This is a genomic window from Citrobacter sp. U14242 (genome assembly GCF_046555775.1).
Taxonomy (GTDB): domain Bacteria; phylum Pseudomonadota; class Gammaproteobacteria; order Enterobacterales; family Enterobacteriaceae; genus Citrobacter.
Window position 1 is genome coordinate 216,529 of sequence record NZ_JBKGLW010000006.1, and the last position, 16,368, is coordinate 232,896.

General features: G+C 54.7%; 15 protein-coding genes. 12 read left to right on the plus strand and 3 right to left on the minus strand.

From position 1 onward, the window contains the following. The 8 genes from ACLJXE_RS12135 (at nucleotide 1) to ACLJXE_RS12170 (ending at nucleotide 6,270) form a co-directional block, all read left to right on the plus strand. Nucleotides 1-324, plus strand: coding sequence for a YdbL family protein (locus tag ACLJXE_RS12135; protein WP_135321923.1), 324 nt, complete (start codon nucleotides 1-3; stop codon nucleotides 322-324). Between the two features lie 87 nt (nucleotides 325-411). After that, nucleotides 412-1,017, plus strand: a complete 606-nt coding sequence (locus tag ACLJXE_RS12140) for a CDP-alcohol phosphatidyltransferase family protein (RefSeq protein ID WP_410751035.1) — start codon at nucleotides 412-414, stop codon at nucleotides 1,015-1,017. Further along, nucleotides 1,014-1,931, plus strand: a complete 918-nt coding sequence (locus ACLJXE_RS12145) for a phosphatidate cytidylyltransferase (RefSeq protein ID WP_286628798.1) — start codon at nucleotides 1,014-1,016, stop codon at nucleotides 1,929-1,931. The genes ACLJXE_RS12140 and ACLJXE_RS12145 overlap by 4 nt, the downstream gene beginning before the upstream one ends. Nucleotides 1,932-1,937: 6 nt before the next feature. Further along, complete coding sequence (locus tag ACLJXE_RS12150) at nucleotides 1,938-2,576, plus strand: lysophospholipid acyltransferase family protein (protein ID WP_410751036.1); 639 nt, start codon at nucleotides 1,938-1,940, stop codon at nucleotides 2,574-2,576. After that, nucleotides 2,569-4,329, plus strand: coding sequence for a bifunctional alpha/beta hydrolase/class I SAM-dependent methyltransferase (locus ACLJXE_RS12155; protein ID WP_410750964.1), 1,761 nt, complete (start codon nucleotides 2,569-2,571; stop codon nucleotides 4,327-4,329). The genes ACLJXE_RS12150 and ACLJXE_RS12155 overlap by 8 nt, the downstream gene beginning before the upstream one ends. Then, nucleotides 4,280-5,623: a phosphatase PAP2/dual specificity phosphatase family protein gene (locus ACLJXE_RS12160; RefSeq protein ID WP_410750965.1), complete on the plus strand. Its 1,344-nt coding sequence runs from the start codon at nucleotides 4,280-4,282 to the stop codon at nucleotides 5,621-5,623. The genes ACLJXE_RS12155 and ACLJXE_RS12160 overlap by 50 nt, the downstream gene beginning before the upstream one ends. Then, the gene (locus tag ACLJXE_RS12165) at nucleotides 5,599-6,000 is read left to right on the plus strand and encodes a hypothetical protein (RefSeq protein ID WP_410750966.1); all 402 of its coding nucleotides are present in this window, start codon (nucleotides 5,599-5,601) and stop codon (nucleotides 5,998-6,000) included. The genes ACLJXE_RS12160 and ACLJXE_RS12165 overlap by 25 nt, the downstream gene beginning before the upstream one ends. 84 nt (nucleotides 6,001-6,084) lie before the next feature. Further along, nucleotides 6,085-6,270, plus strand: coding sequence for a hypothetical protein (locus tag ACLJXE_RS12170; RefSeq protein ID WP_286628804.1), 186 nt, complete (start codon nucleotides 6,085-6,087; stop codon nucleotides 6,268-6,270). 45 nt (nucleotides 6,271-6,315) lie between these two features. On the opposite strand, the gene azoR is transcribed toward ACLJXE_RS12170, so the two are convergent. Further along, complete coding sequence (azoR, locus tag ACLJXE_RS12175; protein WP_286628805.1) at nucleotides 6,316-6,921, minus strand: FMN-dependent NADH-azoreductase; 606 nt, start codon at nucleotides 6,919-6,921, stop codon at nucleotides 6,316-6,318. A gap of 201 nt (nucleotides 6,922-7,122) precedes the next feature. Between azoR and hrpA the strand changes: the two genes are divergently transcribed. From hrpA to aldA, 3 genes are all read left to right on the plus strand, one after another. After that, nucleotides 7,123-11,025, plus strand: coding sequence for an ATP-dependent RNA helicase HrpA (gene hrpA / locus ACLJXE_RS12180; protein WP_410750967.1), 3,903 nt, complete (start codon nucleotides 7,123-7,125; stop codon nucleotides 11,023-11,025). 75 nt (nucleotides 11,026-11,100) lie between these two features. Beyond that, nucleotides 11,101-11,892 (plus strand): YdcF family protein, encoded by a 792-nt coding sequence (locus tag ACLJXE_RS12185; protein ID WP_410750968.1) that lies wholly within the window; start codon nucleotides 11,101-11,103, stop codon nucleotides 11,890-11,892. A 199-nt stretch (nucleotides 11,893-12,091) separates the two neighbouring features. Beyond that, nucleotides 12,092-13,531, plus strand: a complete 1,440-nt coding sequence (gene aldA, locus ACLJXE_RS12190; RefSeq protein ID WP_410750969.1) for an aldehyde dehydrogenase — start codon at nucleotides 12,092-12,094, stop codon at nucleotides 13,529-13,531. Between the two features lie 46 nt (nucleotides 13,532-13,577). On the opposite strand, the gene gap is transcribed toward aldA, so the two are convergent. Further along, entirely contained in the window at nucleotides 13,578-14,579 is a 1,002-nt protein-coding gene (gap, locus tag ACLJXE_RS12195) for a type I glyceraldehyde-3-phosphate dehydrogenase (protein WP_410750970.1), read from the minus strand. A gap of 189 nt (nucleotides 14,580-14,768) precedes the next feature. On the opposite strand from gap, the gene cybB reads away from it, so the two are divergent. Next, nucleotides 14,769-15,299 carry a cytochrome b561 gene (gene cybB / locus ACLJXE_RS12200; RefSeq protein WP_286628811.1) on the plus strand — a complete coding sequence of 177 codons (531 nt, stop codon included), beginning with the start codon at nucleotides 14,769-14,771 and terminating at the stop codon, nucleotides 15,297-15,299. Nucleotides 15,300-15,349: 50 nt separating this feature from the next. Here cybB and ACLJXE_RS12205 read toward each other — a convergent pair whose 3' ends face one another. Further along, a complete protein-coding gene (locus ACLJXE_RS12205) occupies nucleotides 15,350-16,258 on the minus strand; it encodes a DMT family transporter (RefSeq protein ID WP_410750971.1) in 909 nt (302 codons plus the stop codon). Between the last annotated feature and the right edge of the window lie 110 nt (nucleotides 16,259-16,368).

The following is a 16,368-nucleotide window of genomic DNA, read 5'->3' on the forward strand; positions in this document are numbered from 1 at the left end:
ATGAAAAAACAGCTAAAAGTGACCATATTGCTGCTGAGTTTGTTGAGCGCTAACGCCTTTGCCCTGACCCTGGCGGACGCCAGAACCCAGGGACGGGTGGGTGAAACGCTCAATGGCTACCTTGTGGCATTGAAGACTGATGCGGAAACCCAGTCGCTGGTGAGTGAGATTAACAAGGCGCGCAGTGCCAGCTACCAACAGCTGGCCGAGAGTAACAATATTCCCGTCGATGAAGTGGCAAAAATGGCCGGACAAAAGCTGGTGGCTCGCGCCAAACCGGGGGAATACGTCCAGGGCATTAACGGGAAGTGGTTGAAAAAGTAATCTGATTTTTAATCAATGAGATGTATCTGGCAGGCAACGATTAATTGATCCAGTATAATTGAATCAACGAATTATCAAGGAGTGATGATGACGCTTTATCAGATAAAGCCTGCTTTTCAGGCTCTTTTACGCCCGGTCATGTTCTGGTTATACAAAAAAAGCGTCACGGCCAATCACGTTACCCTTGCCGCGATAGCGCTTTCTTTTGCGACCGGCGCGGTGCTGTTTCTTTTCCCCCAGCCCGAACTCTTCGCGCTGCTGCCCATCGTATTGTTTGTGCGTATGGCGCTCAATGCGCTGGATGGCATGCTGGCGCGGGAATGCAATCAACAATCCCGCCTGGGGGCTATCCTGAATGAATCCGGGGATATTCTCTCCGACCTCGCGCTGTATCTGCCCTTTATGCTGCTTCCCGGCAGCAACGCGCTGCTGGTGCTGGTCATGCTGTTTTGTACGGTAATGACGGAGTTCTGCGGCGTGCTGGCACAAACCATCAATGGTGTGCGCAGCTATGCCGGGCCGCTGGGTAAAAGCGACAGGGCGCTGGTGTTTGGCGCATGGGGGCTGGCGCTGGCGCTGTGGCCGCAACTGGTGCAGTGGAACAACATCGTTTGGGGCATTGCCACATTATTGCTGCTGTGGACGGTCGTTAACCGCTGCAAGAGCGCATTACGTGAAGAGGGGGCAAAATGATGCTGCTGGAAAAATCGCTGGCGGTGATTTTTGCCCTGCTGCTGATTGCGACGCTGGTGAACGGTCTGCTGGTATGGCGGCGTCCGGGTAAAGACTGGCGCGAACTGACGCTGCGTATCCGCACCTGGTGGGTGATCATTGTTCTGTTTTCGCTGGCTATCTTAAGCCCGCACTGGCTGGCGTTGACCTTCTTCGCGCTGGTGAGTTTTATGGCGTTAAAGGAATTTTTAACGCTGGCCCCGTCGCGCCAGACCGATCGCATGCCGCTGTTGTGGATGTTTATTGCGATCCCCATCAACTACTGGCTGATTGGTATCAACTGGTACGGCATGTTTGTGGTGTTTATCCCGGTGTATGCATTTTTATTCTTACCTGTACGCATGGTGATCGCCGGTGATACGCAGGGATTTTTACGCTACGCCTCCCAGCATCACTGGAGCCTGATGACTACCGTGTTTGCGTTTAGTCACGTGGCATTTTTGCTGGTGCTGCCCGCAGACGGCAAGCAGACCGGCGCACTGCTGGTGCTTTTCCTCGTCGGCTTAACGGAATTCAACGACATTGCGCAGTACCTGTGGGGTAAATCAATGGGCCGCATTAAGGTGATACCAAAGGTCAGCCCCAACAAAACGCTGGCAGGACTGGTTGGCGGCGTGGCGACCACCACGCTGGCGGCGGCGTTGCTGGGACCGTTAATGACGCCATTAAGCGTACCAATGGCGATGCTTGCAGGGTTTATTATCGGGATCAGCGGCTTCTGTGGCGATGTGGTGATGTCGGCCATTAAGCGCGACATTGGCGTGAAAGACAGCGGTACGCTGTTGCCCGGCCATGGCGGTATTCTCGATCGGCTGGATTCACTGATCTTCACCGCCCCGGTGTTTTTCCACTTCATTCGCTACTTTTACTACTAACTTATGATCAATTCATTTCTGCGAACGCTGTTTACACTGTGCATCGTCTGGCCAGTGATCTGGCTGTGGCTTGGGCTGCGCGTCAGGCACCGGGATCGACTGCCGAAGCAGGGTCCGGCGATCGTGGTGGCGAACCACAACAGCCATATGGATGTTTTTGCGCTGTTGTCGCTGTTTCCTCTGCGTCGTCAGGGGGCCATCCATCCGGTGGCGGCGGCTGACTATTTTCTGCGGAATAAATGGATGGCCTGGTTTGCGCTCAATATTCTCAACATTATTCCGATTACGCGAAAGGGCGGTGAAACAAACCCGCTGGCGCAGTGCGAACAGGCATTACGCGACGGCAAAATACTGATCCTGTTCCCTGAAGGGACGCGTGGTGAACCGGGGCTGCTGGCCCCGCTGAAATCCGGTGTCTGGCACCTCAGCCAGCGCTTACCGGAGGTGCCGATTATTCCCGTCTGGCTGCGTGGGACAGAGCACGTGATGGCGAAGGGGAATCGTATTCCTCTGCCGCTGTTTATTGACGTCAACATTGGCAGGCCGCTGGCCGCCGATTGCGATAAACACATCTTCATGGACGATCTCAGGCAGCAACTGTTGCTGCTTCAGCAACAAACCACAGGACAGCACCCTCATGACTAACACTCGAGTGCCGGATGAACGCCCGTTTTTGACCAGCGACAACACCGCGCTGTTTTTTCGCCACTGGCCGGCATTAGCCGCGGGTTCTGCGCCCAAAGTGATCGTCCTGTTTCATCGTGGGCACGAACATTCCGGGCGTTTGCAACATATAGTGGATGAGCTGGCGATGCCGGACACCGCGTTCTATGCCTGGGATGCGCGAGGTCACGGACAATCGCCGGGCCAACGCGGGTATAGCCCGTCGCTGGCGCGTTCGGTGCAGGATGTTGACGAGTTTGTGCGTTTTGCTGCCGCCGACAGTCAGGCCGCAATGGAAGACGTGGTGGTGGTGGCGCAAAGCGTGGGGGCGGTGCTGGCAGCGACCTGGGCCCATGATTACGCGCCTTCTATTCGCGGGCTGGTGCTGGCGTCACCGGCATTTAAAGTCAAATTGTACGTACCGTTTGCCCGTCCAGGGTTGGCGTTAATGCATCGCCTGCGCGGCCTGTTTTTCGTCAACTCCTACGTCAAAGGCAAATACCTGACGCACGATCCTGAGCGCGTGGCAAGCTTCAACCAGGATAAATACATCACCCGGGCGATTGCGGTGAACATCCTGCTCGATCTCTATAAAACCGCGAAACGCATTGTCAGCGATGCCGGCGCCATTACCTTGCCGGTGCAGTTGTTGGTCTCCGGGGACGATTTTGTTGTACATCGCCAGCCACAGATTGATTTTTACCAGCGCCTGAGAAGTCCGCTCAAGGAACTGCACGTGTTGCCGGGGTTTTATCATGACACGCTGGGTGAGAAGGACCGGCATCTGGCGTTTGACAAAATGCGTGATTTTATCGACACGCTGTATGCGATGCCGCCGCAGCGCTTTGATTACCGTAATGAAGACCGCTGGAGCCCCGGTGCGGATAGCTGGCGGATGCTGAGCGGTGGGCCTGCGCCATATTCGCTTGACGATATTGCCTACCGTGGCCTGCGCTATGGCATGAAATTACTCGGAACGCAATCAACGGGCGTCCGTCTGGGGTTTGATACCGGTTTTGATTCGGGGAGTACGCTGGATTATGTCTATCGCAACCAACCTCAGGGCAGCAGCGCGCTGGGGCGCTTGATTGACAAAAACTATCTGAATAGCGTGGGCTGGAAGGGGATTCGCCAGCGTAAGGTCCATTTGCAGATGCTGATCCGCCAGGCGGTTGCACAGCTTGCAGAGCAGGGAAGTGCGGTGCATGTGGTGGATATCGCCGCCGGACACGGGCGCTATGTTCTCGACGCGCTGGAAAGCGAAACGGCGGTCAACTCGATTTTACTGCGCGATTACAGTGAACTGAACGTCAAGAAAGGCAGTGAGATGATTGCCTGTCGTGGCATGGCTGAAATTGCCCGCTTCGAGCAGGGCGATGCCTTCAACCGCGAACAGCTTGCGTCGCTGGGACCGCGTCCTACGCTGGGTATTGTCTCGGGTTTATATGAACTCTTCCCCGAAAACACGCTGGTACGCAATTCGCTCGCCGGTCTGGCAGACGCAATAGCGCCGGGGGGCGTGCTGATCTACACCGGTCAGCCCTGGCACCCGCAGTTAAAAACCATCGCCTGGTCGCTGACCAGCCACAAAGATGGCAAAGCCTGGGTGATGCGCGTACGTACGCAGGGCGAAATGGATGCGCTGGTGCGGGAAGCAGGATTTGATAAATGCACGCAGCTGATTGATGAATGGGGGATTTTCACCGTCTCCATGGCGGTGCGCCGTGGGGGCTGAACGTCGTAAGGTGATGGTGCAGGCGGTTGGTTGGTTATTGCTGCTGGCCCCTTTCTTTTTCCTTACGTACGGGAAGGTCAATCAGTTTACTGCCTGGCAGGACGCACAGCATGATAACGTCGGCAGTATCGTGTTTGGCTGGGAGTCCGCCATTCCTTTTATTCCGTGGACCATTCTGCCTTACTGGAGTCTGGACCTGTTTTACGGGCTGTCGCTGTTTGTCTGTGCCACGCGCTTCGAACAACGGCGGCTGGTGCTGCGTCTGATACTGGCGTCGGTTATCGCCTGCGTCGGTTTTTTGCTGTTCCCACTCCAGTTTAGTTTTACGCGCCCTGAAGTCAGCGGCGCGGCAGGCTGGCTGTTTGCCCAGCTTGAACAGTTCGACTTGCCCTATAACCAGTCGCCGTCACTGCATATTATTCTCTGCTGGCTGCTGTGGCGGCATTTTAGTCACCATCTTAGCGGTGGCTGGCGCAGGCTGTGCGACGGTTGGTTCTTATTGATCGCCGTGTCGGTGCTCACCACCTGGCAGCATCATTTTATCGATATCATTACCGGCCTGGCGGCAGGTATGCTGATTGACTGGATGGTGCCGGAACAGCGCCGCTGGCGCTGGTGTCAACCCGATGCGGCGCGATTAAGGTTGATGCGCCGCTATCTGTTGGGGGCCGTGTTGTGCCTTGCCGCTGGCGTATGGCTGACCTCCTGGCTGTTGTGGCCTGCCGTATCGTTGCTGATGGTGAGCTACGGCTATGGCGGATTCGGCACAGCGGCTACGGGTAAAGATGAGCAGGGCCGACTGCCGCCCGCCGTGTATGGGTTGACGCTGCCGTGGCGAGTCGGAATGTGGCTGTCGATGCGCAGGTTTACCCGCCGTTTGCCGCCAGTGAGCGACATTGCTGCTGGCGTTTATCTCGGTAGCTTTCCGCGCAGTGTTCCTGAACAACATGCGGTGCTGGACCTCACCTTTGAGTTTGCGCGTGGGCGCGCTACCGCTATGCGAGCCTATTCTTGCATACCGATGTTGGATCTGGTTATTCCCGAGGAAGCAGAGTTACAACGGGCGGTAGACAGGCTGGAAACGCTGCGTCAGGAGCAGGGGACGGTGCTGGTGCATTGTGCGTTGGGGCTGTCGCGCAGTGCGATGGTGGTTGCGGCGTGGCTGTTGCAGTATGGTCATGTAGCGACGGCAGAGCAGGCGGTGGCACACATTCGCGAACGTCGGGCGCAGGTGGTGCTGACGGATAAACATCTGGAGATGCTACAGCAATGGCAACGGAAAGTGACGGTGTAACTAATCATGAAGCGCTGCAGCGTGATTTGCTGCGGCACACGCTGACAAGCTGGCGCTTTATTTTGCTTTTTAGCGTCCCGCCGATGGTGTGGGTGATTTTTGTCGCACAGCCAGGTGTGTTCCGTGCGGTTATCGCGCTGCTGTGCGCCAGCGTCTGGTTTGGCTGCTGGCGACTGTGGCTTGACGTTCGTTATTTTTCGCTGCTCGCTGAGCAAAACAACACGCAGGCCGGAGAGGCGCTCTACGCTATCTGGCGGCGCGACAGGCTGAAGACGCTCACCCTGACCGAGCGCCAGGCGGGGGCGTTGACGCAGTTTCGGCGCACGCTTTATTGGGTTGCTGCGTTGTGGGCGGCCTGGTTGATGATGCTGGTATAGTGTTTGTGGCAGCGCAATAGTTGCCACACGGCGCGGTGTTGATACTGATATAGTTCCCCTCCGGTAGCGTCCTGGGGTGAAATCATGTGGCTTTTCAAGTGGTATGTCTGGAATCGTTGGGTATTCAAACTGTTAAGCCGGGATGTCGCGGAGCCTGAACAATTTTTGCGTCATTGCTGGGAAGAGAATCTGGCGAAGTGCAGGGATTATGCAACTATCTGGCGTGATATTAATCGCATTCACGGCAAGCAGGCGCGGGCAAAAAAGTAACTGAGGGTGGGAACCCCTCCCACCGGATGGTGAGAGGGAAAGTTATCAGGCAGCGACGACGCTGTCGATTGCCGCTTTTGCATCGGACTGCGCTTTAGATGCCACTTCCGGACCGTAAGCAATACCTTCAGCAAACACGAAGTTCACATCGGTGATGCCGATAAAGCCCAGGAAGGTGGACAGATACGGGGTCACCAGGTCGGTCGGCGTATCTTTATGGATACCACCACGGCTGGTCAGCACGATAGCACGTTTGCCGGTCACCAGACCTTCCGGTCCTTTCTCGGTATAACGGAAGGTTACGCCTGCACGGGCAATCAGGTCGAAGTAGTTTTTCAGCTGTGTCGGGATGTTGAAGTTATACATCGGCGCGGCGATAACAATCACATCATGCGCTTTCAGCTCAGCGATCAGCTCATCAGACAGCGCCAGTGCTTCCTGTTGACGCGGCGTCAGCGGCGTATCGCTCGGGCGCATCGCACCCACCAGTTCGCCATCCAGTACCGGAACAGGATTTGCAGCCAGGTCACGGACGGTGATTTCGTCAGCAGAGTGCTTTTCACGCCACTGTTCAACAAAATAATCAGACAACTGACCAGACTGAGAGTACCCTGCCAGAATACTGGATTTGAGAACTAATACCTTGCTCATGGGTGTTTCCTTTTATGTGTTTGAAGGGGATGAGCCCCGTTGCTTGTTGACACTTTATTCACAATCCTGCCGCAGTGATAGCGCAATATATCGAATCCTATGTTCGAAATTATTGAACAACACATGAAAAGCGCCGATGTGGTACTCTATACCCATCATCTACAAGAGATTTAACCCGGCAGAGCACTGCCCTCTAACGCTATGACAGAACAACAAAAATTAACCTTCAACATCCTGCAGCAACAGCTGGAATCGCTGATGCTGCGCGACAGACAGCGTTTTTCTCGTCGCCTGCACGGCGTGAAGAAGGTTAAAAATCCTGATGCACAACAGGCCATTTACCAGGAGATGGCGAAAGAGATTGATCAGGCAGCCGGTAAGGTTGTGCTGCGTGAAGCCGCCCGACCGACAATTACCTACCCGGAAAACCTGCCTGTCAGTCAGAAAAAACAGGACATCCTGGACGCCATTCGCGACCATCAGGTGGTGATTGTTGCCGGGGAAACGGGTTCCGGTAAAACCACACAGCTACCAAAAATCTGTATGGAACTGGGCCGCGGGGTGAAAGGGCTGATTGGCCATACCCAACCGCGTCGTCTGGCTGCGCGTACCGTGGCTAACCGTATCGCCGAAGAGTTGCAAACCGAGCCGGGCGGCTGCATCGGCTATAAAGTGCGTTTCAGCGACCATGTTAGTGATAACACCATGGTTAAGCTGATGACGGACGGTATCTTGCTGGCGGAAATCCAGCAGGATCGGATGCTGATGCAGTACGACACCATCATCATCGATGAGGCCCACGAACGCAGCCTGAACATCGACTTTCTGCTCGGTTATTTGAAAGAGCTGCTGCCGCGTCGCCCGGATCTGAAAATCATCATCACCTCAGCGACTATCGATCCGGAGCGTTTTTCAAAGCATTTCAATAACGCGCCGATTATCGAAGTGTCCGGTCGGACGTACCCGGTGGAAGTGCGCTATCGCCCCATTGTGGAAGATGCGGACGACACCGAGCGCGACCAGCTGCAGGCCATTTTCGACGCAGTAGATGAACTGGGACGTGAAAGTCAGGGCGACATTCTGATCTTCATGAGCGGCGAGCGCGAAATTCGCGACACCGCCGATGCGCTGAATAAGCTGGATTTACGCCACACCGAAGTGCTGCCGTTGTATGCGCGCCTCTCTAACAGTGAGCAAAATCGCGTATTCCAGTCGCACAGCGGGCGGCGTATTGTGCTGGCGACTAACGTGGCGGAAACCTCGCTGACCGTGCCGGGGATCAAATACGTCATTGACCCTGGTACCGCGCGTATCAGCCGCTACAGCTACCGCACCAAAGTGCAGCGGCTGCCGATTGAACCGGTGTCGCAGGCCTCTGCCAACCAGCGTAAAGGTCGCTGCGGACGTGTATCGGAAGGGATCTGTATTCGTCTGTATTCCGAAGACGACTTCCTGTCGCGCCCGGAGTTTACCGACCCGGAAATTCTGCGTACCAACCTGGCGTCCGTTATCTTGCAAATGACCGCGCTGGGTCTGGGGGATATTGCGGCATTCCCGTTTGTTGAAGCGCCGGATAAGCGCAATATTCAGGACGGCGTGCGCCTGCTGGAAGAACTGGGTGCGATCACCACCGACGAACAGCAAACGGCTTATAAGCTAACCCCGTTAGGCCGTCAGTTATCACAGCTACCGGTCGATCCGCGTCTGGCACGAATGGTGCTGGAAGCGCAGAAACATGGCTGCGTGCGCGAGGCGATGATCATTACCTCGGCGCTGTCCATTCAGGACCCGCGCGAGCGCCCGATGGACAAACAGCAGGCGTCTGACGAAAAACACCGTCGTTTCCACGACAAAGAGTCCGATTTCCTTGCGTTTGTGAATCTGTGGAATTATCTCGGTGAGCAGCAAAAAGCGCTGTCGTCGAACCAGTTCCGCCGTCAGTGCAAGCTCGACTTCCTCAACTATCTGCGCGTGCGTGAGTGGCAGGATATTTACACGCAACTGCGTCAGGTCGTGAAAGAGCTCGGTATTCCGGTGAACAGCGAACCCGCTGAGTATCGGGAGATCCACGTCGCGCTGCTGACCGGTTTACTGTCGCATATCGGGATGAAAGATGCCGATAAGCAGGAATTTACCGGCGCGCGTAACGCCCGTTTCTCGATCTTCCCCGGTTCCGGTTTATTCAAAAAACCGCCTAAATGGACGATGGTGGCAGAACTGGTGGAAACCAGCCGACTGTGGGGACGTATTGCCGCGCGTATCGATCCTGAGTGGGTGGAGCCGGTTGCCCAGCATCTGATTAAACGTTCGTACAGTGAACCGCACTGGGAACGCGCGCAGGGCGCGGTGATGGCGACAGAAAAAGTCACCGTCTATGGCCTGCCAATTGTCGCTGCCCGTAAGGTGAACTACAGCCAGATCGATCCTGCGCTGTCGCGCGAACTGTTTATCCGCCATGCGCTGGTGGAAGGTGACTGGCAGACGCGCCACGCGTTTTTCCGCGATAACCTGAAGCTGCGAGCGGAAGTGGAAGAGTTAGAACACAAATCACGCCGCCGCGATATCCTGGTCGACGATGAAACGCTGTTTGAATTTTACGACCAGCGCATCAGCCATGATGTGGTTTCCGCCCGCCACTTTGATAGCTGGTGGAAGAAGGTCAGCCGCGAGACCCCGGATCTGCTCAACTTTGAAAAGAGCATGCTCATCAAAGAGGGCGCGGAGAAAATCAGCAAGCTGGATTACCCGAACTTCTGGCATCAGGGCAATCTCAAACTGCGGTTAAGCTACCAGTTTGAACCCGGCGCCGACGCCGACGGTGTAACCGTGCATATTCCGCTGCCGCTGTTAAACCAGGTCGAAGAGGCCGGGTTTGAATGGCAAATTCCGGGGCTGCGCCGTGAACTGGTGATCGCACTGATTAAATCGTTGCCGAAGCCGGTTCGGCGTAACTTTGTGCCCGCGCCAAACTATGCGGAAGCGTTTTTAGGCCGCGTGACGCCGCTGGAACTGCCGTTGCTGGACTCGCTGGAACGCGAGCTGCGCCGGATGACCGGCGTCACCGTTGACCGCGAAGACTGGCACTGGGATCAGGTGCCCGATCACCTGAAAATCACCTTCCGGGTGGTGGACGATAAAAACAAGAAGCTGCAGGAAGGGCGTTCGCTGCAGGCGTTGAAAGATCTGCTGAAGGGCAAAGTTCAGGAAACACTCTCGGCAGTGGCAGATGACGGCATCGAACAGAGCGGGCTGCATATCTGGAGCTTCGGCCAACTGCCGGAAAGCTACGAGCAAAAACGCGGTAACTACAAAGTCAAAGCGTGGCCGGCGTTGGTGGATGAGCGTGACAGCGTGGCCATCAAGCTGTTTGATAACCCGCTGGAGCAACAGCAGGCCATGTGGAGCGGGTTACGCCGTCTGTTGCTGCTGAATATCCCATCACCTATCAAATATTTACACGAGAAGCTGCCCAACAAAGCCAAGCTGGGGCTGTATTTTAACCCGTACGGCAAAGTGTTGGATTTGATTGACGACTGTATTTCCTGCGGTGTGGATAGGCTTATCGATGCTAACGGTGGTCCGGTATGGACGGAAGAGGGCTTTGCGGCGCTGCACGAGAAAGTGCGTGCCGAACTGAACGATACCGTGGTGGAGATTGCCAAACAGGTCGAACAGATCCTGACGGCGGTGTTCAATATCAATAAACGCCTGAAAGGACGCGTGGATATGACCATGGCGCTCGGGCTTTCGGATATCAAAGCGCAAATGGGCGGGCTGGTTTACCGTGGATTTGTCACCGGCAACGGCTTCAAGCGTCTGGGCGATACTCTGCGTTATTTGCAGGCGATTGAGAAACGTCTGGAGAAACTGGCCATCGATCCGCACCGCGATCGCGCGCAGATGCTGAAAGTGGACAGCGTGCAGCAGGCCTGGCAGCAGTGGTTCAATAAACTGCCACCTGCGCGGCGTGAAGATGACGATGTCAAAGAGATCCGCTGGATGATAGAAGAGCTGCGCGTCAGTTACTTTGCTCAGCAGCTCGGCACGCCGTATCCGATTTCGGATAAACGTATTCTGCAGGCGATGGAGCAGATATCGGGTTAGACCGTATGCCGGATAAGGCGTAGTCGCCATCCGGCATGTGCACCCGGTAAAGAACAACGATCAGGAGTCATGAACATGAGACAGTTTCCGCCACTTTCCGCCACCACCCTTGCGGCGATTAACACCGTAGGGCAATGGCTGGCGCAGAATGATTTCGCTGAAAATATCACGGTTCAGGCAGATTGCGTGATTCTGGCCGGGAACGCGGTGATCCCGACCATCGATGCGGCTTGCCGGATAGCGAAAGAACAACAGGTTCCCTTGCTGATTAGCGGCGGTATCGGCCACTCCACAAGCTTTTTGTATGCCGCCATCGCTCAGCACCCACTCTACAACACCATTCGTACCTCCGGACGTGCGGAAGCGGCAATCCTTGCCGATATCGCGCACCAGTTCTGGCACATTCCCGGTGAGAAGATTTGGGTGGAGGATCAATCCACCAACTGTGGGGAAAACGCCCGGTTCAGTTGTGCGTTGCTGCGTCAGGCGGCCCAAACCATGGAGACCGTCATTGTGGTGCAGGACCCCACCATGCAGCGCCGTACAATGGCAACATTTCAGCGTGTAACGCGTGACGACCTGCAGGCGCCGCGCTGGCTCAGCTTTCCCGGTTTTGTCCCCGAGTTGACCGAGCAGGGCGACGGCGTGGATTTTGCGCCGACCGCCGAAGGTCTGTGGTCGGTGGATCGCTACCTGTCACTCATTACCGGTGAGCTTCCGCGTCTGCGTGATGATGAAACCGGTTATGGGCCCCGTGGTCGCGATTTTATTGCGCATGTGGATATTCCGCAGGCCGTTGAGGAGGCGTGGTTACATCTGCAACACGACGCCGCGCTGATTGACTTATTGAATAGCCGTTCTCTGTAATCTCCGCTGCCCGTTTGTCGTTTTTTTTGTGCAAACGGGCATTCATCCCGCCGGTTTTTTCTCTTCACGACGACGTTGTCTGACGCTTTTATGAAGCGGCTCACAGAACCACCATCACAGTGGCAATGTGTTATGCATGATTGATATTAATTAACAATAGTTTTACTTGTTAAAAACAAATCAATCACAGGAGAAGCGCATGTCAGTACCCGTACAGCATCCTATGTATATCGATGGGCAGTTTGTGACCTGGCACGATGACGCCTGGATTGATGTCGTCAATCCGGCGACGGAAGAGGTGATTTCCCGTATCCCTGATGGCCGCGCCGAGGATGCACGTAAGGCTATCGACGCCGCACATCGCGCCCAGCCTGAATGGGAGGCGTTACCTGCCATTGAACGCGCCAGTTGGCTACGCAAAATTTCCGCCGGGATCCGTGAACGCGCCAGCGAAATCAGTGCGCTGATTGTGGCAGAAGGTGGAAAAATCCAGCAACTGGCGGATGTCGAAGTCTCGTTTACCGCCGACTACATCGATTATATGGCGGAGTGGGCGCGGCGTTATGAAGGCGAGATCCTGCAAAGCGATCGTCCTGGCGAAAACATCCTGCTGTTTAAGCGTGCGTTGGGCGTAACGACGGGCATTCTGCCGTGGAACTTCCCGTTTTTCCTGATTGCCCGCAAACTGGCGCCTGCACTGCTGACGGGGAATACCATTGTCATTAAACCGAGTGAGTTCACGCCAAACAATGCCATCGCCTTCGCCAAAATTGTCGATGATATCGGCCTGCCGCGTGGGGTGTTTAACCTGGTGCTCGGGCGTGGCGAAACGGTGGGGCAGGAACTCGCCGGGAACCCGAAAGTGGCGATGGTCAGCATGACCGGCAGCGTGGTGGCGGGTGAGAAAATCATGGCTGCAGCGGCGAAAAATATCACCAAGGTGTGTCTGGAATTGGGCGGTAAAGCCCCGGCTATCGTGATGGATGATGCGGATCTCGAACTGGCCGTGAAGGCCGTTGTCGATTCCCGCGTGATTAATACCGGGCAAGTGTGTAACTGCGCCGAGCGCGTGTACGTTCAGAAAGGTATTTATGACCAGTTCGTTAATCGTCTGGGCGAGGCGATGAAAGCCGTGCAGTTTGGCAATCCGGCGGAACGTAATGACATCGCGATGGGGCCGCTGATTAACGCCGCCGCGCTGGCACGTGTGGAACAGAAAGTGGCGCGCGCGGTGCAGGAGGGAGCCCGTGTGGTGCTGGGCGGTAAAGCCATAGAGGGGAAAGGCTATTATTACCCGCCAACGTTGTTGCTGGATGTGCGTCAGGAAATGGCGATTATGCACGAAGAAACATTTGGCCCTGTATTACCGGTGGTATCGTTTGACTCGCTGGATGAGGCAATTGCGATGGCCAACGACAGCGACTACGGACTGACTTCATCGATTTACACGCAAAACCTGAACACGGCGATGAAGGCGATTAAGGGGCTGAAATTTGGCGAAACGTATATTAACCGCGAAAACTTCGAGGCAATGCAGGGCTTCCACGCAGGCTGGCGCAAGTCCGGCATCGGTGGCGCAGACGGTAAGCACGGTCTGAACGAGTATTTGCAAACGCAGGTGGTTTATCTGCAGTCTTAATTTTTATGCCGGGTAGCACTGTCGTTACCCGGCATCCTTCAACGCATTAAAGCGTGATAAATTTATCCAGTGTACGAATCAGTTGGGTGACAAAACCGTACTCGTTATCGTACCAGGCCACGGTTTTTACCAGTTGCAGATCGCTCACTTCGGTGATCTCGGTTTGTGTCGCATCAAATACTGAACCGAAATGTGAGCCAATGACATCGGACGAGACAATCTCCTCATCGGTATAGCCGAATGATTCGTTATTCAGCGTCGCCTTTTTCAACGCGTTATTGATCTCCTCGGCGGTGACTTTTTTGCCCAAAACAGAAACCAGTTCGGTGACTGACCCGGTCTTAACCGGCACGCGCTGGGCATGGCCTTTCAATTTACCGCTCAGTGCCGGGATCACCAGACCAATCGCCTTCGCTGCCCCGGTGGTATGAGGAATGATATTTTCTGCTGCCGCGCGTGAGGCGCGCAGATCCTTACCTCGTGGCCCATCAACAAGTGACTGTGTCCCGGTATAGGCATGGATGGTGGTCATGGTACCAAGCTGAATACCAAAGTTATCGTGCAGCGCTTTTGCCATCGGTGCCAGGCAGTTAGTGGTGCACGACGCGACAGAGATAATCCGATCGCTTGCATCCATCGTGTCGTCATTCACGTTAAAGACGATGGTCTTCATGTCACCGGCAGGGGCGGAGATCAGGACTTTTTGGGCACCGGCATCCAGGTGGGCTTGCGCTTTTTCTGTCGAGGTATAAAAACCAGTGCACTCGATGATAATTTCCGCACCTGTGGTTTTCCACGGGATATTTTTGGCCTCTTTTTCGGCGTAAACGGCAATTTTTTTACCATCGACAATCAGTGCGTCCTCGGTAAAGTCGACGCTCCAGGGAAATGGTCCGTAGTTTGAATCGTGTTTTAACAGATAGGCGAGGATTTTCGGGGAGGTAAGGTCATTAATAGCGACAACCTCCACGCTGCTTTTGACTTCCAGTAGCCGACGCAATACCAGACGACCGATACGACCAAAACCGTTAATGCCAATTTTACTCATGGTTTTCTCCTGTCAGGATGAGACGGTACGACATATTTTCCCTACCAGGCATAGTCCAGTCAGGCATCCGCAGCAATAGCTGTTTTTGCGGTTAAACGTAACTGACTGAAAAGGAGTGAACAAAACTTAATGAATTTTTAACAAAAGCCCGTTATGTTGACGCATTATTGTTTTTATTCGAGAAGTGTTATGGGGAATAAGTATTCTGGCCTGCAAATTGGCATTCACTGGCTGGTCTTTTTGTTGGTCATTGTGGCCTACAGTGCTATGGAGTTTCGCGGATTTTTCCCGCGCAGCTATCGTCCCGGGTTCAACATGGTGCATGTTTCCTGCGGTATCACGATTTTAGCGTTGATGGTGGCGCGTCTGCTGGTCAGACTTAAGTATCCGGCACCACCGATTGAACCAAAACCGAAGCCGATGATGACGGGTATGGCACATCTGGGGCATCTGGTTATCTATCTGTTGTTTATTGCGCTGCCGATTATTGGCCTGGTGATGATGTATAACCGGGGAAATCCGTGGGTTGCATTCGGCATTGTTATGCCACATGCAGCAGAAGCCAACTTTGAACTGGCCGATATGTTGAAATCATGGCACGAAACGCTGGCAAACCTGGGTTATTTTGTCATTGGCCTGCATGCCGCCGCGGCTCTGTTACATCACTATTTCTGGAAGGATAATACGCTCCTGCGCATGATGCCGCGTAAGCGTTCGTAACATTGATTATCATCGCCCCGTGTTATGCGGGGCGTTTGTTTTTAGGTCGATTATTTTTGGATACTCTGTACCTGCGCAGTTCGTTTTTTCAGGCTGATGATGGCCAGCGCCAGAACAATCAGCACAATCCCGCTACCTTCGACAACGCCAGGTTCTTCGCCGAGCAACCACCAGGAAAATAGTACCCCACAAACCGGCACCGCCAGCGTGCTTAAGCTGGCGATACTGGCAGGCAGGTTACGCAACACAAACAGCCATAAGCTCCAGGCCAGCGCTGTGGCCAGTACGGCGCTATATCCTAATGCCCAGAATACGACAGGCTGCCAGTCAGGCGTTCGCTGTGGGACCAGCCAGGCTACCAGGCTCATCACCAACGCGGCATACAGCATCTGCCACGAGGTTAGTGCTAACAGGTCGATATTGGGATGACGAACATACATACGCTTAGCGACAACCGCACTGGCTCCCCAACTGATGCCCGAGAGAATTGCCAGCAGCGCGCTCTTCATTGACGAAAAGTCCAGTTGCCACGGCTGTAATACCAGTATCAATCCAAACGCTGCCACCGCAATAGCGACGTACTGCAAACGACGCATGCGTTCACCAAGAAAAAGGGCGGCCATAATGACCACCCAGAAGGGCATGGTATAACTCAGAATGGCAACTTTTCCCGCACCGCCGCTGACCAGTGCCCACTGCGATAACCCCACCATACCGCACGTTTGTAACAAGGCTATCGCCAACGTATAACCGAACGGGGTCGGGCGCATTCCGCGTCCGCGTAGCATCAGGACAATAAATAATAACAACGCCCCAAAAGAACAACGTAATGCGGTGAAGTCGAATGAACCAATGTAGTGCGTGACCTGTTTCATGGCAATCCAGCTATAGCTCCAGATGAGCGTTAGCGCGATCAGGCCGCCAATGGCCAGCGGATTGCTTTTCCCTGCGGTAGTCATAGTGTGTCCGTTTTGATGATTTTATGGCGCTATTATACCCGGTTTCATGTCGCGATACTTTTGTGCAGACACTAGTCGTTATAATTCATGTGAATAGCAATAGCGCCACA